The organism is Mesorhizobium sp. B2-8-9 (genome assembly GCF_006439475.1).
Classification (GTDB): domain Bacteria; phylum Pseudomonadota; class Alphaproteobacteria; order Rhizobiales; family Rhizobiaceae; genus Mesorhizobium.
This window is the reverse complement of the sequence record NZ_VFTQ01000018.1, coordinates 41990-66053: the sequence shown is the minus strand read 5'-3', so window position 1 is coordinate 66053 and position 24064 is coordinate 41990. Positions and strand designations below refer to the sequence as shown.

Sequence of the window (24064 nt, the reverse complement as noted above, 5' to 3'; positions counted from 1 at the left end):
TTTTGGACCGATCAGCGACAGAGCTTCGAGGAGCCAGGCGGCTCGACCGGCCATGAATGCGGCGACGGAAACCGATCGCGCGCTTGTAGACCGGGTCGCGAAGGGCGACCGGGCCGCCGTCCGGCTCCTGTTCATGCGTCACCACGCGCGGATCTACCGCTTCGTGGCGCGCCAGACGGGATCGGAAATGATGGCCGACGATATCACGAATGAGGTTTTCCTGGAGCTGTGGAAACAGGCGCCCAGTTTCGAGGGCCGCTCTGAAGTTTCCACGTGGCTGCTCGGCATCGCCCGCTTCAAGGCGCTATCCATGCTGCGCAAGAAGAAGGAAGACTGGATCGACGACGACGACGCGGCGCAAGTTCCCGACGGCGCCGACACGCCGGAAGTCGTGACCATGAAGGAAGACAAGGCCGCCGCCTTGCGGCGCTTCGTCGATGCCCTGCCGGAAGAACACCGCACGGTGATCGACCTTGCCTATTATCATGGCCAGTCGGTGACCGAGATCGGCGAGGTGCTCGACATCCCGGTCGCGACCGTCAAGACCAGGATGTTCTACGCCCGCAAGAAACTCGGCGAAGCCCTCAAGGCCGCCGGTTACGACAGGGGTTGGCCATGAGCGCCGCTGAAAAGATGTCGCGTCGCGACGAGATGGAAACGCTGCTGCCGTTCTACCTGAACGGCTCGCTGGAAGGCGCCGAGCTGGAGGCCGTCGAGGAGTGGCTGGCCACCGATCCGGCGGCGATGAATGCGCTTGGCGAAGCGGAGGCCGAGTTCTCCGGCACCGCAGCCGCCAACGAGGCGATCCGGCCGCCCGCCGACGCGTTCTCCCGCTTCTCCAAGGCGCTGGACGCCGAGGCCGGTCCGGTGCGCACACCCGGCCAATCCTGGCTGGCAAGAGTCTTCGGCCGGGTGACGGCAATGCCTGCCGGTGTCGCCTGGGCGGCTGCCGCGGCGCTGCTTGCGTTGGTCATCGTGCAGTCCTTCGAACAGCCGGGCGGCAAGGGCAAGGACTTCGAGGTGGCCGGCGCTCAGGACGATCTGGCGAAGCTGCCTTTCGCGCTGGTCAAGTTCAAGCCGGATGCGAAGATGGCCGATATCGCCGCCTTCCTCGGCCAGAATGGGTTGAAGATCGCCGGCGGCCCGACCGCGGACGGCGTGTTCCACCTGACGATTCCGGCCAGCACGGCGGCCGATTACGACAAGCTCGTCGGCCTTATTGCCGCCCAGCCTTTCGCGGAGGCTGTGGTGCAGGGAAGGAAACCGGCCGATGGCGGCTAAGGCGGTCATTCTGCATGCGGCGCTCCTTGCGGCGGCGGCATTTGTCGCCGCGCCTGCCTCCGCGCAGACCAACGATCCGAACCTGACGCAAAAACAGCTCGATTGCCTGGACCGCACGACGGCGGCCGGTGGCGGCTGCAACAAGGACAGCGGCGGCGCAGATGGCGGTAGGAGCAAGGACGCAGCCAAGGGCGGCGCGGTGTTCCTGCCGGCGCTGATCGTCGATCTGTTCCCGAACCCGCCGGCGCCCACGGCCCCGCAAACGCCGGCACCGTCCAACGGAACGTCGTCATCGAACGGTTCCAGCACCACGCCGCCACCCGCTCCAACGCCGAGCGGGCCCGTCACGGTGCCGCAGGGCCTCAACCTTGCCGAACCGCCGCGCGCGATCAGCGGCGAATTCGTGCCCGACGAGGTGCTGGTGACGGTCGAGGGCGATGCCGGCGTGGTGCAGCAGATCGCCAATTCCTTTGGCCTGCAGGTGCGCTCGCAGCGCCAGTCCCGGCTGCTCGGCACCACCGTGGTGCGCTTCGGCATCACCGACGGGCGGCCGGTCGGCGTCGTGCTGGCGCAGCTCGCAGCCGACGGCCGCACGCGGCGCCGCGAGCCCAACCATATCTACACGCTGCAGCAGGCGGCCGGCATCGTGAACTATGCCTTCGACCGCATCGCGCTCGATTCGAAAGAGGCGAGCGGCGAGAATGTGCGCATCGCCGTCATCGACACCGGCATCGACGACACCAATCCCGCGCTCGCCGGCGTGATTGCCGGCCAATACGACGCCATGCCCAATGTGCCGATCGAGAAGCGCGACCACGGCACCTCTGTCGACGGGCTTATCGCCGGTGTCGGTCCGCTGGAAGGCATGGCGCCGGGTGCGAAAATCTATCACGCGCGCGCCTTCGAAGGCGGCAAGTCGACCATGGACGTCATCCTGTCGGCGCTCGACTGGGCGGCGGAGCAGAATGTGCGCATCATCAATATGAGCTTCGTCGGCCCGAAGAACGACCTGCTCGGCACCGCCTGCCGCAATGCGCGGGCGATGGGCATGGTGCTGGTGGCCGCCGCTGGCAACAACGGCCCGAAAGCGCCCTATGGCTATCCGGCCGCCTTCGACGGCGTGATCGCGGTGACCGCCACCGACGCCAAGGACGGGCTGATGCCGCAGGCCAACCGCGGCGCCTATGTCTTCATCTCGGCGCCGGGCGTCGAGATGGTGGCGCCGAGCGGCGCCGGCTCGGACGTCGTCACCGGCACCTCCTTCGCCGCCGCGATCGTGTCCGGCGCCATCGCCAATCTGATCCACGCCGCGCCCGACCGCTCTGCCGACGACATCGAGAAGGCGCTGGCGGCCACGGCCAAGGATCTGGGGCCGAAGGGGCGGGACAGTGATTTCGGCTATGGGTTGATCGATATCAAGGCCGCCGGAGCGGCGAAGGAGTAGTGCTATCGACCGCCGGCGAATTACGAATTTAGATTATTACAGCGAGGCTGGTGGATGAGCAGCTCTCAGATGGAGAGATACGTCTGGTCCTCGATATTGTACTACATCGTGACCGGAATCGCATCTATAGTCATATTGTCTTTGACCGCCATAGGCGATTATCTTTGGAGTTTCTTGGCTCTATCCGGATATATTATATTAATTATATCTCTCAACGCATGGCGGCTGAGACGGCATCCTAGAAGCGTCCATCAAGTGAAATTGGTTCAAGGTGAGGGCGAGAGGGATCATAGCGCCGGCCCCAACCGGACAGGGCTTCCATCATAGAAGCGTGACAGCCGGAAACGGCTGAGGTCGTGGCCGGTGTCGTTCCCCTGGATCATGTCGGAGACGACGCGGCCGATGCCAGGCCCGATGCCGAAGCCGTGGCCGCTCATTCCTGTCGCGACGAAAAGACCGCCGATCGCCTGGACCCGATCCACGACGGGGACGACGTCGGGCATGGCGTCGATCATGCCGCCCCAGCCGAGCTTCAAGCGGGCTTTCTCGAACTGTGGAAAAAGCTGCTTGAAATTGCGCTCGCTCGAACGAAGCTTTGCCGGCTCAGGGGCTGGGTTGAGCACCCGCATTCTCTCGAAAGGGCTCTCTGAATCCGGCGCCCAATCGCGCGGCGTCGACCAGCCGTCGGGGTAGCCTGGCGGCGCGAAGGGGAAATAGCGCGTTCCGAAGGGATTGTCCCAGAGGGCGGGAAGATATTGGGTGAAGTGCCGGAATGCGTGAGGACCCAAATAAAGCAAGTGGCTGCCGCCCGCGGCGAGCGTATATCCGCCATCCTGCCTGCGCCGGAAAGCGATGTGGTCGTCGGCGGCCGCGCCCGCATAGACCTCGGGCAAGGCCTCCGTTGCGGCCACGGTTACGCGGACGCTGAGCTGGGGGATGGCTACGCCATGTCTCGCCAGGAACAGGGACGACCAGGCGCCGCCCGCGACCAGCACGGTTGAGGTCTCGATATATCCCGCCTCGGTCCAAACGCCCTTGATCCTGCCGGCTGCGATCTCGAGGGTGCGCGCCGCGCAATTCTCCACGATCCTGGCGCCTTTTCGCACGGCAAGCCTGGCTAACGCAGGCACCGCCAACCAAGGTTCCGCGCGCATATCGGAGGGCGTCGTCATCGCGCCCTTGAACCTGCGCGACATGCCGGTGATGAGTTTTGCGGTCTCGTCGACGCCCAGGAGGCGTGTGTCGAGCTCATGGATCGCGGCGATCCTCATGAATTCTTCGAACTTGGCCATATCCTTGTCGGCGTTCGCCAGGTAGGTCACGCCTGTCTGGTTGAGCCCGATGTCCTCGCCGCATTCCTCGGCCAGTTGCCGCCATAGGCGAATGGCCTCGATGACGATCGGCAGCTCATCCGCGTCCCGTCCCTGCTTTCTGATCCACCCCCAATTGCGGGAGGACTGTTCGGCCGCAACGCGGCCTTTTTCCAGCAGCGTCACCGGAATGTTTCGGGAAGCAAGGATGAGGGCCGTCGTTACGCCGATGATCCCGCCGCCGACGATCACCACCTCCGAAGCCTTCGGCGGAGGACCGGGGTACTGGACTGGATCCGCTTCGGTGAATGGGAATGTCGGCAAATGGCGCATCCGGAAGGACTGGTTGACGGTTCTGGCTTACCGGTTGTCACCGTCCAATATCAGGAGCAGCCGAAGGCTGACCGTTGTCCCACGGCAGTTGCCCGGAATGAGTCAGTGGCGAAGCTGTTGGATTAGGCGCCTATATCGGCGCTCCGGCCACCGATCCCCTGACGATCAGATCTACCGGCCAGACCTCACCGCGAGCCCCCTCTTCCAACCCCGATATCCGCGCCGCGAGCCGTTCTGCGACACGTGCGCCGGCGAGGCGGATCGAGGAGCGTGTCGTCGACAGCGGCACCGGGAAATTCTCCGGCCGCAGCCAGGGGAAGACGTCGTCATGGGCGACCAGCGAGAGGTCGCCCGGAATGGTGAGGCCGAGATCGCGCACGGCGCGCACCACACCCAGCGCCATGATCAGGCTGGAGCAGACGATCGCCGTCGGCGGCTCAACCTCCTCGAGCAGGCGGCGAGCGGCGCGGTAGCCATTTTCCTCGGTCATCGCCACGGAGTGGATGTGGCGCTCGCCGAGCGCCAGCCCGTTCGCGGCAAGCGCGCGGCGCATGCCGCGCTCACGGTGGATGGCGAAGGTCTCGCGCTCGTTGCCGTTGATCAGCGCCAGGCGCTTGTGGCCGAGCTGGATCAACAGCCTCGACGCTTCGTGGAAGGCGCCCTCATTGTCGATGTCGAGATAGGGATAGTCGAAATCGAAGCCCTCGCTGCGGCCGTGGACGATGAAAGGGATGCCCAGCGTGTTGACCAGCGCCAGCCGCTTGTCGGCCGGCCGCGGCGCGGACAGGTAGACGGCGTCGACCTGGCGGTTGGCGACGATGCGCCGGTAGGTCGTTTCCTCGTCGTCGGCGTCGGCGGGCGAAAGCACAAGGTCGAGCTCGTGCGCACGCGCATAGTCGCCGAGGCCGGAGAGGAATTCGACGAAGTGCGGATCGATGTCGACGGCGGCCCCGGTCGGCAGCACATAGCCGATCATTCCCGACTTGCCGGTGGCGAGCCGGCGCGCGCTGGGGTTGGGCCGGTAGCCATGGCGCTTGGCGGCGTCCATAACCCGGCGCCGGGTCTCCTCGTTGACCTCTGGGTAGCCGTTCAGCGCCCGGCTCACCGTGGTCTGCGAGAGCGACAGCATATGCGACAGCTGCTTGAGGTTCATCGGAGGCCTCCCGCCTCAAAGCGCTTTCAATTTTGAATCGATCTGACGATTGTTGGCGAGATCATCAAGCAGGACGACCTTAGAGGCCAGACAGCGTCGTTTGAAGCAAAATTGCTGCTGCAGCGCCAAAAAAGCATGCTGCGCTGCACTTTTTTCGCTTAATCTTCTCCTATTTAAATCGATTAATGACGTCGCCCACTTGACTCCAAGGCGATTCAATGGCGAGATCAAAATAGCCAAAGCGCTTTGGAAGTCTCTTCGAAAGGTTGCGGTTGCCCTTTCGCTGAGTCACAGTTCCGCGGCGTCGGCGGACGAAATGGAGGTTTCGTCCTTTTTGTGATCACTGGGAGGACTTGCGATGAAGAAAATGCTTCTCTTGGGTGCGGCATTCGCGGCACTCACCCTCAGCCTGCCGGCGCAAGCCGAACTGAAGTTCAAGCCGGGCGAGGATTCGAAATTTCATTGGGCCAATTACGACGACCTCAAGAAGGTCGACCTCAAGGGCGAGACGCTGACGATCTTCGGGCCGTGGCGCGGCGAGGACGAGGCGCTTGTCCGATCCGTTCTCGACTATTTCCAGGAAGCGACCGGCGCTGAGGTGAAATATTCCTCGTCCGAGAATTATGAGCAGCAGATCGTCATCGACACCCAGGCCGGCAGCCCGCCCAACATCGCCGTCCTGCCGCAGCCGGGCCTCATCCAGGATCTTGCTTCCAAGGGCGTGCTGACCCCGCTGGGCGACGACGTCGCGGCCTGGATCAAGGAAAATTACGCCGCCGGCGACTCCTGGGCCAAGCTCGGCACGTATACGGGCAAGGACGGCAAATCGGGCTTCTATGCCTTTCCCTACAAGATCGACGTGAAGGGGCTCGTCTGGTACTCGCCCGACAATTTCGACGAGGCCGGCTACAAGGTGCCGAAGACCCAAGAAGAACTCGCCGATCTGGAGAAGAAGATCGTCGCCGACGGCGGCAAGCCCTGGTGCATCGGGCTGGGTTCGGGCGGCGCCACCGGCTGGCCGGCGACCGACTGGGTCGAGGACATCATGCTGAGGACGCAGCCGCCGGAAGTCTACGACAAGTGGGTGAAGAACGAGATTCCGTTCACCGACCCGGCCGTTGTCAACGCCATCGACATCTTCGGCAAGATCGCCACCGACGACAAGATGGTGGACGGCGGCGCCAAGGCGGTCGCGGCGACCGACTTCCGCGACAGCCCGAAGGGCCTCTTCACCGTGCCGCCCAAGTGCTACATGCACCACCAGGCATCGTTCATCCCCTCCTTCTTCCCGGAAAACGTGAAGCTCGGCCAGGACGCCGACTTCTTCCCCTACCCGCCTTACGCCTCCAAGCCGGAACTGGGCACGCCGCTGGAAGTGGCCGGCACGCTGGTGATGATCACCAAGGATTCCAAGGCCTCGCGCGAGTTCATCAAGTTCCTCGAGATGCCGCTCGCGCATGAATTGTGGATGGCGCAGAAGAGCTTCGTCACCCCCTTCAAGGCGGCCAACAAGGAGGCCTATGGCAGCGACGCGCTGAAGAAGCAGGGCGAGATCCTGGTCGGCGCCACGACGGTCCGGTTCGACGGATCCGACCTGATGCCGGGCAAGATCGGCGCGGGTTCGTTCTGGACCGGCATGGTCGACCTGGTGGGCGGCAAGTCCGCGCAGGACGTCGCCGCCGACATCCAGAAAAGCTGGGACGGCATCAAATAGCATCCTGAAATCTTCCTAATTCTCCTACTGGACCCGGGCTACGGCCCGGGTCCGACCGGCGGTCCGCGCCGGAAGCCTTCGCGTTTCGATTGTTCCGAATAACCGAAAGTCGGTGCATCCGATCGCCAGCCTCGGCCGGCCGGTCATGCGCAGGGAGAGGAACCCATGGCGGCTCAGATTTTCTCGGCCATATTCGTCATCATCATCGGCGTCGGCGGCTGTGTCGCCTATTTCTGGGGCGCCAACAAACTGCTCGATCTCGTCTTCCCGTCACGCGGCGTCTCGGGCACCGCCGCCGTCGACAATTTGCGCCGGCAGGGAATGGTGCGGCCCTGGCTGTTCGTCGGCCCGGCGATGATCATCCTAGCCATCTACCTGATCTACCCGGTGATCGCGACGCTGTGGCTCTCCTTCTTCGACCGCGGCGGCACCAATTTCGTCGGGCTCGCCAATTATGAATGGGCGGTCAGCGATCATGATTTGCGCAATTCGATCTTCAACAACATCCTGTGGCTGGCCGTGGTGCCGGCTGCCTGCACCTTCCTCGGCCTGATCATCGCCGTGCTCACCGACAAGATCTGGTGGGGCACCATCGCCAAGAGCCTGATCTTCCTGCCGCTGGCGATCTCCTTCGTCGGCGCCAGCGTGATCTGGAAATTCATCTACGAGTATCGCGGCGAGGGCCAGGTGCAGATCGGCCTGCTCAACGCCATCATCCAATATTTCGGCGGCCAGCCGCAGGTTTGGATATCGCTGCCGTTCTGGAACAATTTCTTCCTGATGATCATCCTGATCTGGATCCAGACCGGCTTTGCGATGGTCATCCTGTCGTCGGCGCTACGCGGCATTCCGGAAGAGACGCTGGAAGCGGCCGTAATCGACGGCGCCAACCCGTTCCAGATCTTCTGGAAGATCATGGTGCCGCAAATCTGGGGCACGATCGCCGTGGTGTGGACCACCATCACCATCCTGGTGCTGAAAGTGTTCGACATCGTGCTGACCATGACCAACGGCCAGTGGAATACACAGGTGCTCGCCAATCTGATGTTCGACTGGATGTTCCGCGGCGGCGGCGATTTCGGCCGCGGCGCCACCATCGCCATCATCATCATGATCGCGGTCATCCCGATCATGGTCTGGAACATCCGCCAGGCCAACAAAGAGACGGGAGGGCACTGATATGGCGACCAAGACCGGAAAGTCCTTTGTCGGCCGCTTCGGCGTCCATATCGCCGTGCTCGTCTTCGTGGCGATCTGGACCATTCCCACCCTCGGCATCCTCGTCTCGTCGCTGCGCGACAAGGACCAGATCGTCGCCTCCGGCTGGTGGAACTCCTTCGCCAGTTCCAGCCAGAGCGAGGCGGGACGGCTGCCGGGCGCGTCGGCCCAAACCCAGAAGGACGGCAAATACGTCATCGAGGGCAATATCTTCGGCGATGGCCCCAAGCGCGAGATCAGCGCCTTCGGCGTCAAGTCCTCCGCGCCGACGCAGTACAAGGCGGGATCGGTTGCCGACCTCGATGACGGCGTCACGCTGCAGATGAATGCCGACGGCGGCTTCGTGCTGTCGTCACCGAAGGCCTTCGAGGGCGACCGCGGCCAGCGCGTCTATTTCGCCTCCTCGGCGCCGCCGAAATTCACCACGGACAACTACGATTCGGTGCTGTTTTCCGAAGGCATCGGCCGCTCGTTCATGAACTCGCTGACGGTGACCATCCCGGCGACGATCATCCCAATCCTGATCGCAGCCTTCGCAGCCTACGCACTGGCCTGGATGCGCTTTCCCGGACGGCCGCTGCTGATCGCGGTGATCATCGGCCTTCTGGTAGTTCCGCTGCAGATGTCGCTGATCCCGCTGCTCAGGCTCTATAACGGGGTCGGCGCCTTTTTCGGCGTGCCGTCCAAGACCTATCTCGGCATATGGCTGGCACATACCGGCTTCGGCCTGCCTTTCGCCATCTACCTGCTGAGGAGCTATATCGCCGGCCTGCCGCGCGAGATCATGGAATCGGCACGCATTGACGGCGCCAGCGACTTCGAGATCTTCGTCAAGATCGTGCTGCCGCTGTCCTTCCCTGTGCTTGCCTCCTTCGCCATCTTCCAGTTCCTGTGGGTATGGAACGATCTGCTGGTGGCGATGGTTTTCCTCGGCACGGCGCCCGATCAGATCGTGCTGACGGCCAAGCTCAACGCGCTGCTCGGCTCGCGCGGCGGCAAGTGGGAGATCCTGACCACATCGGCGTTCATCACCATCATCGTGCCGCTGTTCGTGTTCTTCTCGCTGCAGCGCTATTTCGTCCGCGGGCTGCTTGCCGGCTCGGTGAAAGGAGGTTGAAGACATGCAATCGGCTTTGAAGGCGACGTCGCAGCCAGACCCGGCCGTCGACCGCGACTGGTGGCGGGGCGCGGTGATCTACCAGATTTACCCGCGCTCCTATCAGGACTCCAACGGCGACGGCATCGGCGACCTGAAGGGTATTGTTCAGCGCCTGCCCTATATCGCTTCGCTCGGCGTCGATGCCATCTGGATCTCGCCCTTCTTCAAATCGCCGATGAAGGATTTCGGCTATGACGTGTCGGACTATTGCGACGTCGACCCGATGTTCGGAACGCTCGCCGATTTCGACGCGCTGGTGACGGAAGCCCATCGGCTGGGGCTCAAGGTGATGATCGACGAGGTGCTGTCGCACACCGCCGATATCCACTCCTGGTTCAAGGAAAGCCGTTCCAGCCGCAACAATCCGAAAGCCGACTGGTATGTGTGGGCGGACGCAAAACCCGATGGCACGCCGCCCAACAACTGGCTGTCGATCTTCGGCGGCTCGGCCTGGCAGTGGGACACCAGCCGCCAGCAATATTACATGCACAATTTTCTGGCCGAGCAGCCCGACCTCAACTTCCACAACGCAGAAGTTCAGGACGCGCTGCTCGACATCACCCGCTTCTGGCTGGAGCGCGGCGTTGACGGCTTCCGCCTCGACACGATCAATTTCTACTTCCACAGCCAGGGGCTGGAGGACAATCCGCCGCTGCCGCCGGAACAGCGCAACGACCAGACGGCGCCGGCGGTCAATCCCTACAATTATCAGGACCACATCTACGACAAGAGCCGGCCGGAGAATCTCGGCTTCCTGGAGCGCTTCCGCGCGCTTCTGGACGAATATCCGGCGCAGGCGGCCGTCGGCGAGGTGGGCGATTCCCAGCGCGGCCTGGAGGTGGTCGCCGCCTACACCGCCGACGGCAAGCGCGTGCATATGTGCTATTCCTTCGACTTCCTGGCGCCGGAGAAGATCAGCGCGGCGAAAGCGCGCGCGGTGCTGGAGGCCTTCGGCACGGTCGCCAGCGACGGCTGGTCGTGCTGGGCCTTCTCCAACCATGACGTGATGCGGGTCGCCTCGCGCTGGGCCGCCAACGAGGCGGATCCGACCGCCTATCTGAAGGTGATCTCGGCGCTTTTGATGTCGCTGCGCGGCTCGGTCTGCATCTATCAAGGCGAAGAGCTCGGCCTTGGCGAGGCGGAGCTGAAGTTCGAGGACCTGCAGGATCCCTACGGCATCCGGTTCTGGCCGGAGTTCAAGGGTCGCGACGGCTGCCGCACGCCGATGGTTTGGGACGCGGCCGCCAAGAATGGCGGTTTCTCGACCGCCAAGCCGTGGCTGCCGGTGCCGGGCAAGCACCTGTCGCAGGCGGTCAACGTGCAGCAGGGCGAGGCAAGCTCGCTGCTCGAACATTACCGCCGCTTCCTCGCCTTCCGGCGCCAGCATCCGGCGCTGACCAAGGGCGACATCAACTTTATCGAAAGCGATGGCGACACCGTCGCCTTCACGCGCCGCGAGGGCAATGAGCGGATCGTCTGCGCCTTCAATCTCGGCAGCAAGCCCTCCGAGGTCGATCTCGGCAAAGGTGCGCTGCAACCCTTGCCCGGGCACGGCTTTTCGGGACAGACTGGCACCGGGCCGGTCCGCCTCGGCGGCTACGGCGCCTGGTTCGGACGCATCGACTGAACTTCTAAAACAGGGATCAACGGGAGAAGAAAAAAATGGCCGATGTCACGCTCAACCAGGTGAAGAAATCATACGGCAACCTCAACATTCTCCACGGCATCGACCTCGATATCAAATCAGGCGAGTTCATCGTCTTCGTCGGGCCGTCGGGTTGCGGCAAGTCGACCTTGCTGAGGTCGATCGCCGGCCTCGAGGAGATCACGTCGGGCGAGCTGAAGATCGACGGCGAGGTGGTGAACGACGTGCCGCCGTCGAAGCGGGGCATCGCCATGGTGTTCCAGTCCTATGCGCTCTATCCGCATATGACGGTTTACGACAACATGGCCTTCTCGATGAAGATCGGCAAGGAAAGCAAGGCCGAGATCGACAAGCGCGTGCGCCAGGCGGCGGAGATCCTGCAACTGACCAAATATCTCGACCGCCTGCCCAAGGCGATGTCGGGCGGCCAGCGCCAGCGCGTCGCCATCGGCCGCGCCATCGTGCGAAACCCGAAGGTGTTCCTGTTCGACGAGCCGTTGTCGAATCTCGACGCAGCACTGCGCGTCGCCACCCGCATCGAGATCGCCAAGCTCAAGGAATCGATGCCGAACACCACCATGATCTACGTCACGCACGACCAGGTCGAGGCGATGACGCTGGCGGACCGCATCGTGGTCTTGAAGGAAGGCGTTATCGAGCAGGTCGGCACGCCGATGGAACTCTACAAGCGGCCCGGCAACCTGTTCGTCGCCCAGTTCATCGGCTCACCGGCCATGAACATATTGCCGGCAAAGATCGAGAAGGCCGGCAATCCGACCGTGGTCAGCCATGTCGGCGGCCGCAAGGCGACGGTGCCGATCGCGACGCCGGCCTCGGCCAATGGCGCGGCGGTCAGCTTCGGCGTGCGGCCGGAGGATCTCGCGATTGCCACAGGCGCGGACTTTCTGTTCGAAGGCAAGGTCGACTATATCGAGCAGCTCGGCGAGGTTCAGCTCGTCTATATCGATATCGGCCGCGCCGACCTGCCGCTGGTTGCCAAGCCGCCGGGCAATGTCGAGGTCAAGCGCGGCGAGACGCTGCGGCTCAACGCCGGCGCCGGCGATCTGCACATCTTCGACGCCGACGGCCATTCCTTCACGCTGCATCGCGAGGAAGCAAAGGCTGCCTGACGCTATCGGCACGCTGGCGTTCCCGGCAAAAAAAGAGAGCGGCGGGCCTGGCCCGCCGCTCTCTCTTTCAAATCACAGTCGGCTATCAACGGTTGCCGAAGTGGTCGCGGTCGGCACCCTGAGGCGCCGACTTCTGCACGTCGCGCGACGAGTTCAGCAACTTGTAGACGGGCGAGTCGGTGCCGATCGATGACGTAGGGGCGGTATCGACCGCCGGGGCCGGCTGGTTGACGCCACTGTTGTTGTAATTGTCGCTGCCCGCAAAAGCAGCGCCGGAAACGGCCAGCAGGGCGGCCGTGGCAAGAACGATCTTCTTCATTTCAGTGCTCCTGAATCTTGTGGTCCGACCGATGCGGCGGGCGAGCCCGCCGCCGGTTCAAAGGTCGGCTGTTAGTTGTTGCCGAAAAGGTTGTGGTCGGCGCCCGTCGTGGCAGGCTGCTGGGTGGCCGGCGCAGACTGGCGGACCGCAGCCGTGTAGGACGAGTCGACCTTGGCCGCCGCCTGATTGGCTTCATTCGGGTTGTAATGGTCGCTACCAGCAAAGGCGCTGCCAGAAATTGCCAGAAGGGCTGCGGCAGTGAGAACAATCTTTTTCATTTTTGCTACTCCAGTATCTTTATTCAGTCCGTCTAGCGGCGTGTCTTGGGAATGAAATCGCGTCGTTCGGACAGCGCTGATTTGGGTGAGCCGAGGGCGGGATTCCAATCACGAAGTTTTTCCGTCTGGACCATGATTCCGCATCTTGAAGTTTTGATAAGCATGCCTATGACTTTATTTTTATCGCATTTAATCAATAACTTATGCAGATTTGACCGTTGGCTCACCAAATGTATCGGAGCGCCAACGTTCACACGGTCCTGCACGCACCGTCAACAGAAACGAACCGTTCAGTTCGATTTTAGAATCTCCTAATAGTCACTTTTCGATACTATTAACCATCATACCCCGGTTCCACAGGCCGATTCGGCCCGCTCCATGACCATGTTCAGACTGCAGGCCAGCGGGTATTCGCGCCGGGAGGGTCGCGGTCGCCCTGCTTGTCGGCGCCCAAAAATCGGGGCTCGAACCGCGAATTGAACGCCAAATGGTCGAGATGGCGCCGTTATGGCTTGCCTTGCCAAGCAAGGATCGAGTGTTTACAGGCGTTGTCCTGGGGTCAGGGCAACGATTACGACCGGCGCAGCCGCCGGCCGGAATTGTAGAGTGGGGGTCAAGGACATGCCTCTTTCCGACGTCTACGCCGTTGCGAGCCGGGACATCGTCTTCGAATCTTTCGACGGCGAAGCTGTCGTGCTCGACCTCTCAAACGGCAAATATTTCGGCTTCTCCGATTCCGGCAGCAAAGTGTGGCAGGCGCTGTCCTCGGGTGTCGGCACCGAAGCGCTGATCCGATCGGCCGCTGGCAGAATCGACGCCGCCGCGATCGAGGCATTCATTACGCAGCTGGTCGAGTTCGGGCTGCTGGCACCTTCCAGCGCAACGCCGCTGCCGTCATCCGACGATTTGCCGGCGGCGCTGGCGGCGGCGAGCGAACCGCTCCACGTCAGCGTCCATGACGACCTTGCCGACTTGATCATCGTCGACCCAATCCACGAAGTCGAGGAGCCGCTCGGCTGGCCGGCTGTCAAGCAGGTTTCCTGAACCGGCGAAGGGTCAGGGCGGCCGGAACAGACCATGCCACATGTGACGCTCGAGACCCTGCCGGACTATGCCCGCTTTCTCATCGCCGCTGCCGAAGGCGCGGCGGTGCAGTTTCCGGTCCGGCGTGCTGTCCGCCTGCCAGGGCTGGAATTGATCGCGCATCTCGATCCCGGCGCGCTCGCTGATGCCCTTGGCCAGGCCTTCATCGAAGCCGAAGGCGATCCGCGGGACTCCCGCCAATGCCGTGTCTTCATCGGCCATCCAGGCATCGGCGACATGCCGGAACCGGCAAGCTGGGGCGATGCGCATTTCACCGAGCACGGCTTTGCCCGGAAACTCGCCGAGGCAGGGCTGCGCGGCCATCATTACCACGATCTGGATTTCTGGCAGGTCTACGATCCCGCCCGACGGATCGGCGTCCAGTTGATGCGGTCTCCCGACGCGTTTCCGCCTTGGGAGCAGGGGTCGCCGCTGCGCGCCTTCCTGCACTGGGAATACGCCGCGCGCGGCATGCGCCTTGCCCATGCCGGCACGCTGGGCCTCGACGGCAGGGGCGTGCTGCTGGCAGGCGCCGGGGGTGCGGGAAAATCCGGAACCGTCGTTGCAGGACTGCTCAACGGACTGGACAGCGTCGGTGACGATTACGTGCTGATCGATCTTTCCGGCGGTGTGACAGCGCGACCGCTGTTTTCGATCCTGAAGCAGGATCCGCCGGGTTTCGCCCGGCTCGGGCTGGAAAGGCGACTGGGAACCGGCCGCCCGCTCAACTGGCAAGGCAAGCATGCCTTCCACATTCACGAGATCGCGCCCCGGCCAGTAGGTGAGAGTCTGGACATTTGCGCGTTGCTGGTGCCACATGTCAGCGGCGGAAAGATAAGTTCGATCGCACCGATTTCGCGCAAGGATGCCATCATCGCGCTGGCGCCGTCCGGCATCGCCCAGATGCCTGGCGAACGCGAAAGCGGTTTTCGCTTCTTCAGCGATCTGACCCGGCTACTGCCATGCTACCGGATTTCGCTTGGGTCACGCCCAGGAGAAATCGCCGGTACGATTGCGGATTTCCTTGTCCGGAGCGCCCGGTGAAGTTGAGCGTGATCATGCCTGTCTACAACCGCGAGCGCTATGTCGTTGCGGCATTGCGTTCGCTCATCAGGCAGCGCGACGCCGCCGATCTCGACATCATCGTCATCGATGACGGCTCGACCGACGGTTCGGCCCAAGCGGTGCGCGCGATGATGGACGAAGCATCTTGCATCCGGCTGTTTCGGCAGGAAAACATGGGCGTGACCCGGGCGCGCAACAGCGGGCTCAGCCGGCTCAAGCCGGAGACGGAACTGGTGTCCTTTCTCGATTCGGACGACATCTCGCCGGCCGGGCGCTTCGCGGCGGATCTGGACCTTTTCAGGCGCGATCCTTCTCTCGAGCTCACCTATTCCAGGATGATGCTGGTCGACAGGATCGACGACGAGACGCTGGAGCCGACCCGCGACAGCACCAGCATCACGGTTCGCGGCATCCATCTCTCGGCGGCGATCTTCTCGCGCCGTCTGGTCGATCGGATCGGCGCTTTCGACGAGGACTTCGTCCAGGCCGAGGATACGGACTTCCTGCTGCGCAGCTTCGAGGTCGGCCCCCGATGCGCGCTTTCGGACACGCTGGCGCTTTATTACCGGCGGCACGCCGGCAACATGACAAGGCAGCAAGATGTCCAGTCGCGCGAGTTCATGCGCGCGATCTACAAGTCGATGAAGCGGCGCAGGGCCAACCCTTCGCTCAAGCCGATCGAAGGCATCTTCGAACTGAAGAAACTCGCGGACTGGCCGTTCATGTCATGAGCGCATACGGCGTCGTCATTCCGGCCTACAACGCCAGCGCCACGATCGCGGAGACGCTGCGATCGGTGGCGGCGCAGACGTTGCGGCCCGAACTGGTCGTGGTGGTCGACGACGGCTCGACCGACGATCTCGCCGGCGCGATCGGCGGCATCGACCTGCCGCTCAGGCTTTTGCACCAGGACAATGCCGGACCCGGCAGCGCGACCACCCGCGGCATCGCCGCGCTGTCGACGCCCTTCGTGGCCACGCTCGATGCCGACGACCTTTGGCTGCCTGGAAAGATCGCGGCGCAGCTTGCCCATCTCGAACGGCTTCCCGGCGTATCCGGGGTCTTCACCCATATGCGCGCCTTCCGCGACGGAGAGCCCGACGCAATGGCCCCGACCGCAACCCCCGGCTGGTCGCGCTCGACGATGCTGATGCGCCGGGAGACCGCGGAGAGCGTCGGCCCGATCATCGATCCGCCGGGCGGCCGCGGCGAGATGATCGACTGGATCGCCCGCGCGCGGGAAAGCGGTTTTGTCCTCGACATGATGCCTGATGTCCTGGCGCTGCGGCGCATCAGGCCGGGGAGCCTGTCCTATGGGCGCGACGCGGCACGCGACCGCGGTTACCTGGAAGTGGCACGCCTGGCCATGCTGCGACGGGCACAAAGCAAAGCCAGCTCCCGCTGATGGCGAAGATCCGTCGCATCGGCAGGCGTTTTCCGGACTATGGCTGGTCCTGGCCGACCGGCTCGCTCGACCAGTTGCTCAAGGCGGCACTTCTGCCCGACGAAGAGGCGGCGCGCCTTTGCGCCGCCGGCTGGCTGAACGAGAACGACATCGACCACGTCTCCTTCCGGGAACACCGGTTGCTTGCCGCGATTTCCGACAGGTTCGGACGCAAGCTTGCCGGCAACGCCGCTTATCCGCGCCTGGTCGGCCTGCAGAAGATGCTGTGGACGAAGTCGCGCATGGCCATGCGCGAGGCCGAGCCCGCACTGAAGGCGATGGTCGATGCCGGCTGCACGGTGATGTTGATCAAGGGCGCCAGCCGCACCGCGCTCGATGCCGCCGCGCAGCGCGGGCGCGTGGCGCATGACATAGATATATTGGTGCGGCCGGGCGATATGCAGCCGGCCTTCGATGTGCTGCGCGACCGCGGCTGGCAGATCGCCAGCGGTGTTTCCCCGCAATATCTGCGCGCACGGCTGGGATCGCTGCGCTCGATGAATTTCTTCAAGGGCAATTACGGCGACATCGACCTGCATCAGCTTGCCTATGACGGGTCGCAGCAGAACACCGAGGACGACCTCGCCATCTGGCGCCGCGCGATTGCCGCCAAATTCAGCGACGTCAGCGTAGTCGTCCCCTCGGCCGCCGACCGCATCGCGCTCGCCATCGCGCATGGCGGCCTCGACGCACATACGCATAGCGACTGGCTGGTCGATTGCACCGTGGCCATCGAGGGCGGCACTGTCGACTGGACCATATTCCTCGATGTCATCGCCAGGCGCAGTCTCGCCGTCGCCGCGGCGGTGGCGCTTTCCTATCTTGCGCTGGAGATCGGCATCGCTGTGCCGGAGGACGTGCTGGCCAAGGTGGTGGACATGGCTGACCGGCGCGGCGCGGCGCGGCTGTCGTCGGTTCTGCAGGCCAAGCCGCGCACCGATTTCGGCGCGCTGACCTGGCTGTCGCGGGGATTTGCAAAGCAGCTGCGCCTGCAGCGCAAGAAAGGCCGGCTGAAGCAGACCGAGCCCGACATCGTGTGGCGCGGCAAGTCCGTGACGACCAAGGCCATAGGCGAGCCTGCCGCATTTGTGCTCTCGCAACCCCTGGACGGACCGCAGGGCGAAGCCAGCGAGATGATGCTCGAACTCATCGTGCGCATCGTCGTCCCGCCGGTCAGGCGACGCATCGAGATGGAGATCAATGCGGGCGACCGGCACGTGGCCCGGCTGCGCTCGATGGCGATCAGCCGCTCCGGCGGGGAGCGGATGCTGCGCTTTCGCGGCAAGGTGAAGCTTGAGCGGGCGGGACGGGCCCTGGTGCTGGAGGCTCGGCCGTCACGCCAGTTTCGCATCTGGGACAACGAGCAGGCCGTCGCCAGCTATGGCGCGCTGCCTTTCCAGCTCGTTTCGGCGAAATTCTCTCCGACCGGCTGACGGGCGGTATCAAACTCCATAGCGCTCGGTGCGGATAATCCCCGCCGGAACGCCGGCGCCAATCAGGGCATCAGCGGCGGCCGAGACGAAGGCGTTTGAGCCGCAGACATAGGCGAGCCTCGGCGCCTTCGGCAGGCGCTCGACGGCCTGCACCATCATGCGGGCGTCGACGCGCCGGGAATAGTCGGACGGCCGCCTAGCCGGCTCGCGGGTCAGCGTCAGCACCAGATCGAAACCAACGCGGCGATCGTCGAGACCGATCAGCTCGTCGCGAAAAATCACCTCGTCCCAAACCCGGGCCGAGAACACCAGCGCAACGGGCACCGCTTTGTTGCGCAGCGTGCGATGGCGCACCATCGCCATCAGCGGCACGACGCCCGAGCCGCCGCCTACCAGAAGGATCGGCCCGCCGTCGCTCTCCTCCCAGATGAAATGGCCCCCTAGCGGTCCGCGCAGCTCGATCTCGTCGCCGACGGCAGCGACATCGTGGAAGAAGGGCGAGACCTCGCCGTCGTCGAGCCGCTCGATCGCGAGCTCGACGACGGCACCTGCTTCGGGCGCCGAAGCTATGGAATAGGATCGGCGCGCCTGATAGCCGTCCGGCGCCGTCAGCCGGACTTCGACATGCTGTCCGGCCAGATGGGCGAAGGGCCGCGACGGCTGGAACCAGAAGCTGGTGACGCGTGGCGTGCGCTTTTCGATGCGGGTGATCGTGGCTGCCTGCCAGGGCGATTGCGGCGACGGCTCGGCGCTCATCGATTGCTGCTCATAAATCGCCCCTCACGGGTCACTGGAATAGCGCTGCTCGCGCCAGGGGTCGCCATACATGTGATAGCCGCGCAGCTCCCAGAAGCCCGGCTCGTCGCGCTCGGTGAACTGCAGCCCGTTCACCCATTTGGCCGATTTCCAGAAATAGAGATGCGGCACCAGAAGCCGGGCCGGCCCGCCATGATCAGGCGTGATCGGCTTGCCTTCGTAAAGCAGCGCCACCATCGCCTTGCCGGTGATGAGGTCCTTGGTCGGAACATTGGTGGAATAGCCGTCAAACGACAGCGCCAGCGTGTAGGCCGTCGGCGGCTCGATGCCGGCATCGGCGAGGATGTCGTCGATCATCACGCCCTGCCAGGGCGTGTTGAACTTGGTCCAGGCCGTCACGCAATGGATGTCGCGCGTCATCTTGCTCTGCGGCAGCGCGTTGAATTCGGCCCAGTTCCATTTCTTGATCGGCTTTGGCCCTTGCTTCAAGGTGAAGGACCAGTCCTCGGTGCGGACCCGCGGCGTCGGCCCCGCCGACAGAACCGGGAAACCCTGCTCCAGATACTGGCCCGGCGGGATGCGCGTGTCGGTGTCGGAAGGAGGCCGCCGTCCGGAAAAGAAGCCACGCGTAACCATCGAGACATCCCTTGCGCCGGATTTGGTCGATCGCGGAGAGTGTTCTCGAAGACGCTCTGGGGAGCAACAGAAATCTTGCAGACAGAGCCTGCCGCAGACGCCGGCAGGCTCTGTCGAGGCCCTCGTCAGCCGGCCGCGAAAGGCACTGCGACGAAGATCTGCTGGTCGCCGCGATCGACAAGCAGCAGCACCGACTTCTTGCCCGACTTGGCTGCCTCGGCGATCGCCTGGTTCGCCTGTCTGGCGTTCTTTACGGGCGTCTGGTCGACGCCGATGATCACGTCTCCCGGCTGGAGGCCCGCCGCCGAAGCCGCCTTGTCCGGATTGACACGCTCAATCACGGCGCCGTGCTGGTTGTCGGCAAGGTTGAGCTCCTGCCGGATATCGGGAGTGATATCGGTCAGCCCGAGGCCGAGCGACGGCACGCCCTGGCCCGCTGACGGCTTGCCGCCTTCGCCATTCGAGGCGGTCTGCACCTCGTCGGTGTTGCGGCCGACGTCTGCGGAGACCTGAACCGCCTTGCCCTTACGCCAGATGTCGACGGTTTCCTTGTTGCCGGGCGGGACATCTGCGACGGCGCGCGACAGGTCCTTCGGATCCTTGATCTCCTGGCCGCCAAAGCCGGTGATCACATCCCCGACTTCAATGCCCGCCTTGGCCGCCGGCGAGCCCGGCGTGACCGACGAAACCAAGGCTCCGGCAGGATGGTCGAGGCCGATGGCGCCGGCAACATCCGGAGTGACCGGCTGGATCTGCACACCGAGATAGCCGTATTCGATGTCGCCGCCCTTCATCAGCTTGGCCACGACTTTCTGGGCCTGATCCGACGGGATGGCGAAGCCGACGCCGACGCTGCCGCCATTGGGCGAGTAGATGGCGGTGTTGATGCCAATCACATTGCCATGGATGTCGACCAGCGGACCGCCCGAATTGCCGTGATTGATCGGCGCGTCGATCTGAATGAAATCGTCGAACGGCCCGCTATGGAGATCGCGGCCGCGCGCCGACACGATGCCGGCGGTAACCGTGGTGCCGATGCCGAATGGGTTGCCGATCGCCAGCACCTGGTCGCCGGTCATCAGCTTGCTGGAATCGCCCCATTTGACGGTCGGCAGCGGCTTGTCGGCCTTGATCTTGAGCACCGCGAGGTCATTCTTGGCGTCGTGGCCGACGAGCTTGGCGGGAAGCTCGGTGCCGTCATCGAGCGTCACCTTGATCGAGCTTGCACCGTCGACGACATGGTTGTTGGTGACGATGGTGCCATCCGCGCCGACGATGAAGCCGGAGCCGAGCGCCTCGCTACGTGGTGCCCGCTGAGGGGGCGTCTTGGGCATCGGCATGCCCTGGTCGCCGAAGAATTGCCGGAAATAGTCGTCGAAAGGCGAGTTGCCGTCGAAGGGCGAACCCTCGCTCATGGCGTCCGGCTGGCCCTTCATCATTGTCGTGACTGTTACGACTGCCGGCTTTGTGGTGGCAACGATGGGAGCGAAGGAGCCGTTAGGCGCGGTAACGCCGGCGGCGGGAGTTTGCGTGGTGGCGACGGCGTTGCTCAATCCGGCGTTGTTCGTGCTCTCGGCAAAGGAACCAATAACGGGAGAAATGATCAGCGCAGCGCCCAACAGGGCCGCGACGCGATGTCTGCGAAGAATGTTCATGGGTGACATGGTCGTTTCTGTCCGGGCGAGAGGTTGATCGGGCACCCCGGATGTGTCTCGAAGCACGCATCCGTTGGCGTGTCGGCGACCGGGATTGCCTGCCTCGCCTTGCATGGCAGCCGGCCGGATCGACAATCAGGATTTAGGGTGCGGAATGGCCTGAATCAGGGCCTTTGGATGACCTTACGAAGATTTAATTCAGAGAGCGCTTACGAACCGCTCTCTCCGACGCAGATAAGCGGAGGCGATCTCACGCATTCGCTGGCCGGTAAAACTCGGGCCATGGCCGCCATGGCCGATGCGGATCGGCAGGTCGAGCAGGCGCCGCATGGTGCGGCAATAGGCCGTGCGGTCCGAATCCGGCAGATCGTCGATCAGCATGCCGTCATAGATGGCATCGCCGGCGAGGAAGAGGCCATCGGCCTCGTCGAAAAGCGCGATCGAATCCGGCGAGTGTCCAGGCAGATGCAGCACACGGAATTTGCGGTCGCCGAGATCGACGATGTCGCCTTCGTCGAGCGCACGCGTCAGCGGTGCTGAGGGAATCCGGTAATCGGCCGCCTTCCAATCCGGCGCCGGCAGTTTCGAGACGGCGCCGTCGAGATTGTGGAACATGTACGCGTAGGTGACGGCATCATTCATGGCGTCGAACCGCGGCGCGCTCATCTTCGGGCCCAGGCGCAGCGGGAATTCATGCAGCGAGCCGACATGGTCGAGATGGATGTGCGTGGCGACGACGATGAGCGGCTTGCCGGGCGGCGTGTCGATCTCAGGCGCCAGCGGACGGATGCCCATGCCGGTATCGACCAGCAGATCCGCCTCGCGGCCCTTCAGATGCCACATATTGGCGCGCACGAAATCATGCACGAAAGGCTCGGTCAGCATCGTCGTGCCGGCATCGACTTTCGCCTTGCCGAACCAGTCGCCAACCTCAAGCTCGGGCATCGAGCCGCCGCCCATCAGATGAACGGCTTGCCGACCTTGTATTTTTCCGGCACCAGCCGCTTCAGGTAGGCCATGCCGGCTTCCGAAAGCTGATTGGCGTCCGGCTTCATGAAATCGTCGGGCATGTGGCGGGTCTTGCCGGCCACCGCCTTCAGTGGCACCTTCTTCAACACCGTCTTCGACCCGTCATATTGCAGCGCGACCGAGCCGCCGCCTTCGCCGGCGACAGCAACCGCGAAAGCGCCGGCGTCGAAGGCTTCCTTGGCGTCCACGGCGCTGATCGCGCCGACGTAACCGCGCGGCATGTAGCCCAGCGCGTCGACCCGCGCGCGCTTGCCGGGCAGGCCCTCGGCCAAGGCCCGTTCGAGCGCCGCCGGCAGGTCGCTGCCCGACAATTTGACGTTGCCGTGCTGATCGCGCTCCAGCTTGTCCGGCGGCACCAGGCTTTCGACCAGCGCCTTGCCGTCGGCAGTGCTGACGCCCTCCGAGACAGCGACGATGCAGCGCTTGTGGCGGTCCAGCTTTTCGCGCACTTCCTCGATGAAGCGCTTCGCCGAGAAGGCGCGCTCCGGCACGTAGATCAGATGCGGTCCGCTGTCGGGATCGAGCTGCCATGCGGCCGCGGCGGCGGTCAGGAAGCCGGCATGCCGGCCCATGACGATGCCGACATAGATGCCGGGCAGGGCGCGGAAATCGAGGTCGACGGAGAGGAAGGCGCCAGCGACGAATTCTGCCGCCGAGATGAAGCCAGGCGTGTGGTCGTTCTCCTCGAGGTCGTTGTCGATGGTCTTGGGCGCGTGCACGAAGGCGATCGAGCCGCCGGCGGCATCGGTCAGGATCTGCTGCGTGCCCGAGGTGTCGTTGCCGCCGATATAGATGAAGGCGTCGGCGCCGGCCTTTTTCAAGCCGTTGAGGATGACCTCGCAATAGGCGGCGTCCGGCTTATCGCGGGTCGAGCCGAGGGCGGCGCTCGGCGTGCCGGCAATCAGCCGCAACCTGTCCTCGGGGATGGCGGAGAGATCGACATAATTGCCGTCGCGGATGCCGCGCACGCCGTGGAGCGAGCCCAGCACCTTGGCGCCTGGATGGCGTTTGCGGATTTCCAGCGTGGCGCCGACGACCGTCTGGTTGATGACGGCGGTCGGGCCGCCGCCTTGCGCGATGACGAAGGTTCCAGACATGCTCGATTTCTCCCGAAGCGAAGGTTTTCAGGTACCTTGGCCTGTCTTGCGGCATCGCGCAACGGAAGAAACGGTATCTCGAAATGGCGGCCAGACAGGTCGCCTGGAAAGATCAGACCACGACGACCGGGTTCTTCTTGGAAACGCGGCTGTAGAGGTCGATAATATCCTGGTTGATCAGGCGCACGCAGCCCGACGACATGGCCTTGCCGATGCTCCACCATTCGGGCGAGCCGTGGATGCGGTAGCCGGTGTCCTTGCCGTTCTGGTAGATGTAGAGCGCCCGGGCGCCCAGCGGATTGGTGAGGCCGCCGGGCTGGCCGCCTTGCCATTTCACCAGTTCGGGCTTGCGCTGGATCATTTCCGGCGGCGGCGTCCACACCGGCCATTCGCGGCCGTACTGGATGTTGGCGCGGCCCGACCAGCGGAAGCCGTCCTTGCCGATGCCGACGCCGTAGCGGATGGCGTCGCCGCCCGGCTGGACGAGATAGAGCATGCGCTCCTGCAAGTGGACGACGATGGTGCCGGGCGCCTCGCCGGTCTTGTCGACGACGATCTGGCGGCGGAACTGCGGCTTGACCTTCTGCCACGGCACCTCCGGCACCTGGAAGCCGCCGTCGGTGAGCGAGGCATACATGACGTCCGGGCCGGTGATGTTCTTGTCGACGCTGATCGCCGGACGCATCGGCGGCACGGAACCGGTGACGGTGTTGTCGAGCTGCATTTGCGGCAGGTCGAGCGTGTCGGTGGTGCTGCAGCCCGCAAGGCCGAGCAGCGCCATGGCGCCGGCGCCGGAAAGCATGGCGCGGCGGGAAAGCTGAATTTCGATATCGATTGCGGCGCCGTTGGAAGGCGGCGTCAGACGTTGCGGCAACTCGCGCA

At 64.0% G+C, this 24064-nt stretch carries 24 protein-coding genes; 13 read left to right on the top strand and 11 right to left on the bottom strand.

All coding sequences use genetic code 11. The features are described from left to right. The first annotated feature begins 52 nt into the window (after positions 1 to 52). Genes FJ423_RS21040 through FJ423_RS21030 form a run of 3 tightly spaced genes read left to right on the top strand, consistent with a single transcriptional unit; the run spans position 53 to position 2725 of the window. Entirely contained in the window at positions 53 to 619 is a 567-nt protein-coding gene (locus FJ423_RS21040) for a sigma-70 family RNA polymerase sigma factor (protein ID WP_095770209.1), read from the top strand. Next, positions 616 to 1281, top strand: coding sequence for an anti-sigma factor (locus FJ423_RS21035; RefSeq protein ID WP_140844694.1), 666 nt, complete (start codon positions 616 to 618; stop codon positions 1279 to 1281). Before FJ423_RS21040 ends, FJ423_RS21035 begins: the two co-directional genes overlap by 4 nt. Beyond that, a complete protein-coding gene (locus FJ423_RS21030) occupies positions 1271 to 2725 on the top strand; it encodes a S8 family serine peptidase (protein ID WP_140844692.1) in 1455 nt (484 codons plus the stop codon). Before FJ423_RS21035 ends, FJ423_RS21030 begins: the two co-directional genes overlap by 11 nt. Before the next feature lie 287 nt (positions 2726 to 3012). On the opposite strand, the gene FJ423_RS21020 is transcribed toward FJ423_RS21030, so the two are convergent. The 3 genes from FJ423_RS21020 to FJ423_RS21010 all read right to left on the bottom strand — a co-directional run bounded on the left by FJ423_RS21020 (position 3013) and on the right by FJ423_RS21010 (position 5761). Then, complete coding sequence (locus FJ423_RS21020) at positions 3013 to 4359, bottom strand: FAD-binding oxidoreductase (protein WP_140844688.1); 1347 nt, start codon at positions 4357 to 4359, stop codon at positions 3013 to 3015. Between the two features lie 139 nt (positions 4360 to 4498). Next, a complete protein-coding gene (locus FJ423_RS21015; protein ID WP_140844686.1) occupies positions 4499 to 5521 on the bottom strand; it encodes a substrate-binding domain-containing protein in 1023 nt (340 codons plus the stop codon). Positions 5522 to 5536: 15 nt separating this feature from the next. Then, a complete protein-coding gene (locus FJ423_RS21010) occupies positions 5537 to 5761 on the bottom strand; it encodes a hypothetical protein (protein WP_140844684.1) in 225 nt (74 codons plus the stop codon). Positions 5762 to 5879: 118 nt separating this feature from the next. Between FJ423_RS21010 and FJ423_RS21005 the strand changes: the two genes are divergently transcribed. From FJ423_RS21005 to ugpC, 5 genes are all read left to right on the top strand, one after another. After that, the gene (locus FJ423_RS21005) at positions 5880 to 7235 is read left to right on the top strand and encodes an ABC transporter substrate-binding protein (protein ID WP_095768191.1); all 1356 of its coding nucleotides are present in this window, start codon (positions 5880 to 5882) and stop codon (positions 7233 to 7235) included. A gap of 165 nt (positions 7236 to 7400) precedes the next feature. Then, positions 7401 to 8414, top strand: coding sequence for a sugar ABC transporter permease (locus FJ423_RS21000; protein ID WP_095768190.1), 1014 nt, complete (start codon positions 7401 to 7403; stop codon positions 8412 to 8414). 1 nt (position 8415) lies between these two features. Beyond that, a complete protein-coding gene (locus tag FJ423_RS20995) occupies positions 8416 to 9570 on the top strand; it encodes a carbohydrate ABC transporter permease (protein ID WP_140844682.1) in 1155 nt (384 codons plus the stop codon). 4 nt (positions 9571 to 9574) lie between these two features. Next, positions 9575 to 11239: an alpha-glucosidase gene (locus FJ423_RS20990; protein ID WP_140844679.1), complete on the top strand. Its 1665-nt coding sequence runs from the start codon at positions 9575 to 9577 to the stop codon at positions 11237 to 11239. A gap of 35 nt (positions 11240 to 11274) precedes the next feature. After that, complete coding sequence (gene ugpC / locus FJ423_RS20985) at positions 11275 to 12387, top strand: sn-glycerol-3-phosphate ABC transporter ATP-binding protein UgpC (protein ID WP_140844676.1); 1113 nt, start codon at positions 11275 to 11277, stop codon at positions 12385 to 12387. 85 nt (positions 12388 to 12472) lie between these two features. On the opposite strand, the gene FJ423_RS20980 is transcribed toward ugpC, so the two are convergent. Both FJ423_RS20980 and FJ423_RS20975 read right to left on the bottom strand, forming a co-directional pair. Next, positions 12473 to 12706, bottom strand: a complete 234-nt coding sequence (locus FJ423_RS20980; RefSeq protein WP_140844674.1) for a DUF680 domain-containing protein — start codon at positions 12704 to 12706, stop codon at positions 12473 to 12475. Between the two features lie 71 nt (positions 12707 to 12777). Next, entirely contained in the window at positions 12778 to 12984 is a 207-nt protein-coding gene (locus tag FJ423_RS20975; protein ID WP_095768185.1) for a DUF680 domain-containing protein, read from the bottom strand. A gap of 621 nt (positions 12985 to 13605) precedes the next feature. On the opposite strand from FJ423_RS20975, the gene FJ423_RS20970 reads away from it, so the two are divergent. Genes FJ423_RS20970 through FJ423_RS20950 form a run of 5 tightly spaced genes read left to right on the top strand, consistent with a single transcriptional unit; the run spans position 13606 to position 18009 of the window. Then, positions 13606 to 14028: a PqqD family protein gene (locus FJ423_RS20970; RefSeq protein WP_140844672.1), complete on the top strand. Its 423-nt coding sequence runs from the start codon at positions 13606 to 13608 to the stop codon at positions 14026 to 14028. 33 nt (positions 14029 to 14061) lie between these two features. After that, on the top strand, positions 14062 to 15111 hold the full coding sequence (locus tag FJ423_RS20965) for a serine kinase (protein WP_140844670.1): 1050 nt from the start codon (positions 14062 to 14064) through the stop codon (positions 15109 to 15111). Beyond that, positions 15108 to 15863, top strand: a complete 756-nt coding sequence (locus FJ423_RS20960; RefSeq protein ID WP_140844668.1) for a glycosyltransferase family A protein — start codon at positions 15108 to 15110, stop codon at positions 15861 to 15863. Before FJ423_RS20965 ends, FJ423_RS20960 begins: the two co-directional genes overlap by 4 nt. Next, entirely contained in the window at positions 15860 to 16537 is a 678-nt protein-coding gene (locus FJ423_RS20955; protein WP_140844666.1) for a glycosyltransferase family A protein, read from the top strand. The genes FJ423_RS20960 and FJ423_RS20955 overlap by 4 nt, the downstream gene beginning before the upstream one ends. After that, a complete protein-coding gene (locus FJ423_RS20950; protein ID WP_140844664.1) occupies positions 16537 to 18009 on the top strand; it encodes a nucleotidyltransferase family protein in 1473 nt (490 codons plus the stop codon). The genes FJ423_RS20955 and FJ423_RS20950 overlap by 1 nt, the downstream gene beginning before the upstream one ends. Positions 18010 to 18018: 9 nt before the next feature. On the opposite strand, the gene FJ423_RS20945 is transcribed toward FJ423_RS20950, so the two are convergent. The 6 genes from FJ423_RS20945 to FJ423_RS20920 form a co-directional block, all read right to left on the bottom strand. Next, positions 18019 to 18765: a ferredoxin reductase gene (locus FJ423_RS20945; RefSeq protein WP_140844662.1), complete on the bottom strand. Its 747-nt coding sequence runs from the start codon at positions 18763 to 18765 to the stop codon at positions 18019 to 18021. Between the two features lie 24 nt (positions 18766 to 18789). After that, positions 18790 to 19401 (bottom strand): sulfite oxidase-like oxidoreductase, encoded by a 612-nt coding sequence (locus FJ423_RS20940; protein WP_140844659.1) that lies wholly within the window; start codon positions 19399 to 19401, stop codon positions 18790 to 18792. A 125-nt stretch (positions 19402 to 19526) separates the two neighbouring features. Beyond that, positions 19527 to 21065, bottom strand: a complete 1539-nt coding sequence (locus FJ423_RS20935) for a DegQ family serine endoprotease (RefSeq protein WP_140844657.1) — start codon at positions 21063 to 21065, stop codon at positions 19527 to 19529. Positions 21066 to 21254: 189 nt separating this feature from the next. Beyond that, complete coding sequence (locus tag FJ423_RS20930; RefSeq protein WP_140844655.1) at positions 21255 to 22001, bottom strand: MBL fold metallo-hydrolase; 747 nt, start codon at positions 21999 to 22001, stop codon at positions 21255 to 21257. Between the two features lie 14 nt (positions 22002 to 22015). Beyond that, positions 22016 to 23182 carry a diphosphate--fructose-6-phosphate 1-phosphotransferase gene (locus FJ423_RS20925; RefSeq protein ID WP_140844653.1) on the bottom strand — a complete coding sequence of 389 codons (1167 nt, stop codon included), beginning with the start codon at positions 23180 to 23182 and terminating at the stop codon, positions 22016 to 22018. A gap of 112 nt (positions 23183 to 23294) precedes the next feature. Beyond that, positions 23295 to 23984 carry a L,D-transpeptidase gene (locus FJ423_RS20920; protein ID WP_246680213.1) on the bottom strand — a complete coding sequence of 230 codons (690 nt, stop codon included), beginning with the start codon at positions 23982 to 23984 and terminating at the stop codon, positions 23295 to 23297. Positions 23985 to 24064 lie beyond the last annotated feature (80 nt).

Excerpts from the sequence above, each read along its gene's own strand:
- FJ423_RS21000 (WP_095768190.1), top strand. The coding sequence starts at position 7,401 with ATGGCGGCTCAGATTTTCTCGGCCATATTCGTCATCATCATCGGCGTC.
- FJ423_RS21040 (WP_095770209.1), top strand. The coding sequence starts at position 53 with ATGAATGCGGCGACGGAAACCGATCGCGCGCTTGTAGACCGGGTCGCG.
- FJ423_RS20920 (WP_246680213.1), bottom strand. The coding sequence starts at position 23,984 with ATGCTTTCCGGCGCCGGCGCCATGGCGCTGCTCGGCCTTGCGGGCTGC.
- FJ423_RS21005 (WP_095768191.1), top strand. The coding sequence starts at position 5,880 with ATGAAGAAAATGCTTCTCTTGGGTGCGGCATTCGCGGCACTCACCCTC.
- FJ423_RS21015 (WP_140844686.1), bottom strand. The coding sequence starts at position 5,521 with ATGAACCTCAAGCAGCTGTCGCATATGCTGTCGCTCTCGCAGACCACG.
- FJ423_RS20930 (WP_140844655.1), bottom strand. The coding sequence starts at position 22,001 with ATGCCCGAGCTTGAGGTTGGCGACTGGTTCGGCAAGGCGAAAGTCGAT.
- FJ423_RS20990 (WP_140844679.1), top strand. The coding sequence starts at position 9,575 with ATGCAATCGGCTTTGAAGGCGACGTCGCAGCCAGACCCGGCCGTCGAC.
- FJ423_RS20950 (WP_140844664.1), top strand. The coding sequence starts at position 16,537 with ATGGCGAAGATCCGTCGCATCGGCAGGCGTTTTCCGGACTATGGCTGG.
- FJ423_RS20965 (WP_140844670.1), top strand. The coding sequence starts at position 14,062 with ATGCCACATGTGACGCTCGAGACCCTGCCGGACTATGCCCGCTTTCTC.
- FJ423_RS20940 (WP_140844659.1), bottom strand. The coding sequence starts at position 19,401 with ATGGTTACGCGTGGCTTCTTTTCCGGACGGCGGCCTCCTTCCGACACC.
- FJ423_RS20955 (WP_140844666.1), top strand. The coding sequence starts at position 15,860 with ATGAGCGCATACGGCGTCGTCATTCCGGCCTACAACGCCAGCGCCACG.
- FJ423_RS20980 (WP_140844674.1), bottom strand. The coding sequence starts at position 12,706 with ATGAAGAAGATCGTTCTTGCCACGGCCGCCCTGCTGGCCGTTTCCGGC.
- FJ423_RS20935 (WP_140844657.1), bottom strand. The coding sequence starts at position 21,065 with ATGTCACCCATGAACATTCTTCGCAGACATCGCGTCGCGGCCCTGTTG.
- FJ423_RS20945 (WP_140844662.1), bottom strand. The coding sequence starts at position 18,765 with ATGAGCGCCGAGCCGTCGCCGCAATCGCCCTGGCAGGCAGCCACGATC.
- FJ423_RS21035 (WP_140844694.1), top strand. The coding sequence starts at position 616 with ATGAGCGCCGCTGAAAAGATGTCGCGTCGCGACGAGATGGAAACGCTG.
- FJ423_RS20925 (WP_140844653.1), bottom strand. The coding sequence starts at position 23,182 with ATGTCTGGAACCTTCGTCATCGCGCAAGGCGGCGGCCCGACCGCCGTC.
- FJ423_RS20975 (WP_095768185.1), bottom strand. The coding sequence starts at position 12,984 with ATGAAAAAGATTGTTCTCACTGCCGCAGCCCTTCTGGCAATTTCTGGC.
- FJ423_RS20970 (WP_140844672.1), top strand. The coding sequence starts at position 13,606 with ATGCCTCTTTCCGACGTCTACGCCGTTGCGAGCCGGGACATCGTCTTC.
- FJ423_RS21030 (WP_140844692.1), top strand. The coding sequence starts at position 1,271 with ATGGCGGCTAAGGCGGTCATTCTGCATGCGGCGCTCCTTGCGGCGGCG.
- ugpC (WP_140844676.1), top strand. The coding sequence starts at position 11,275 with ATGGCCGATGTCACGCTCAACCAGGTGAAGAAATCATACGGCAACCTC.
- FJ423_RS20995 (WP_140844682.1), top strand. The coding sequence starts at position 8,416 with ATGGCGACCAAGACCGGAAAGTCCTTTGTCGGCCGCTTCGGCGTCCAT.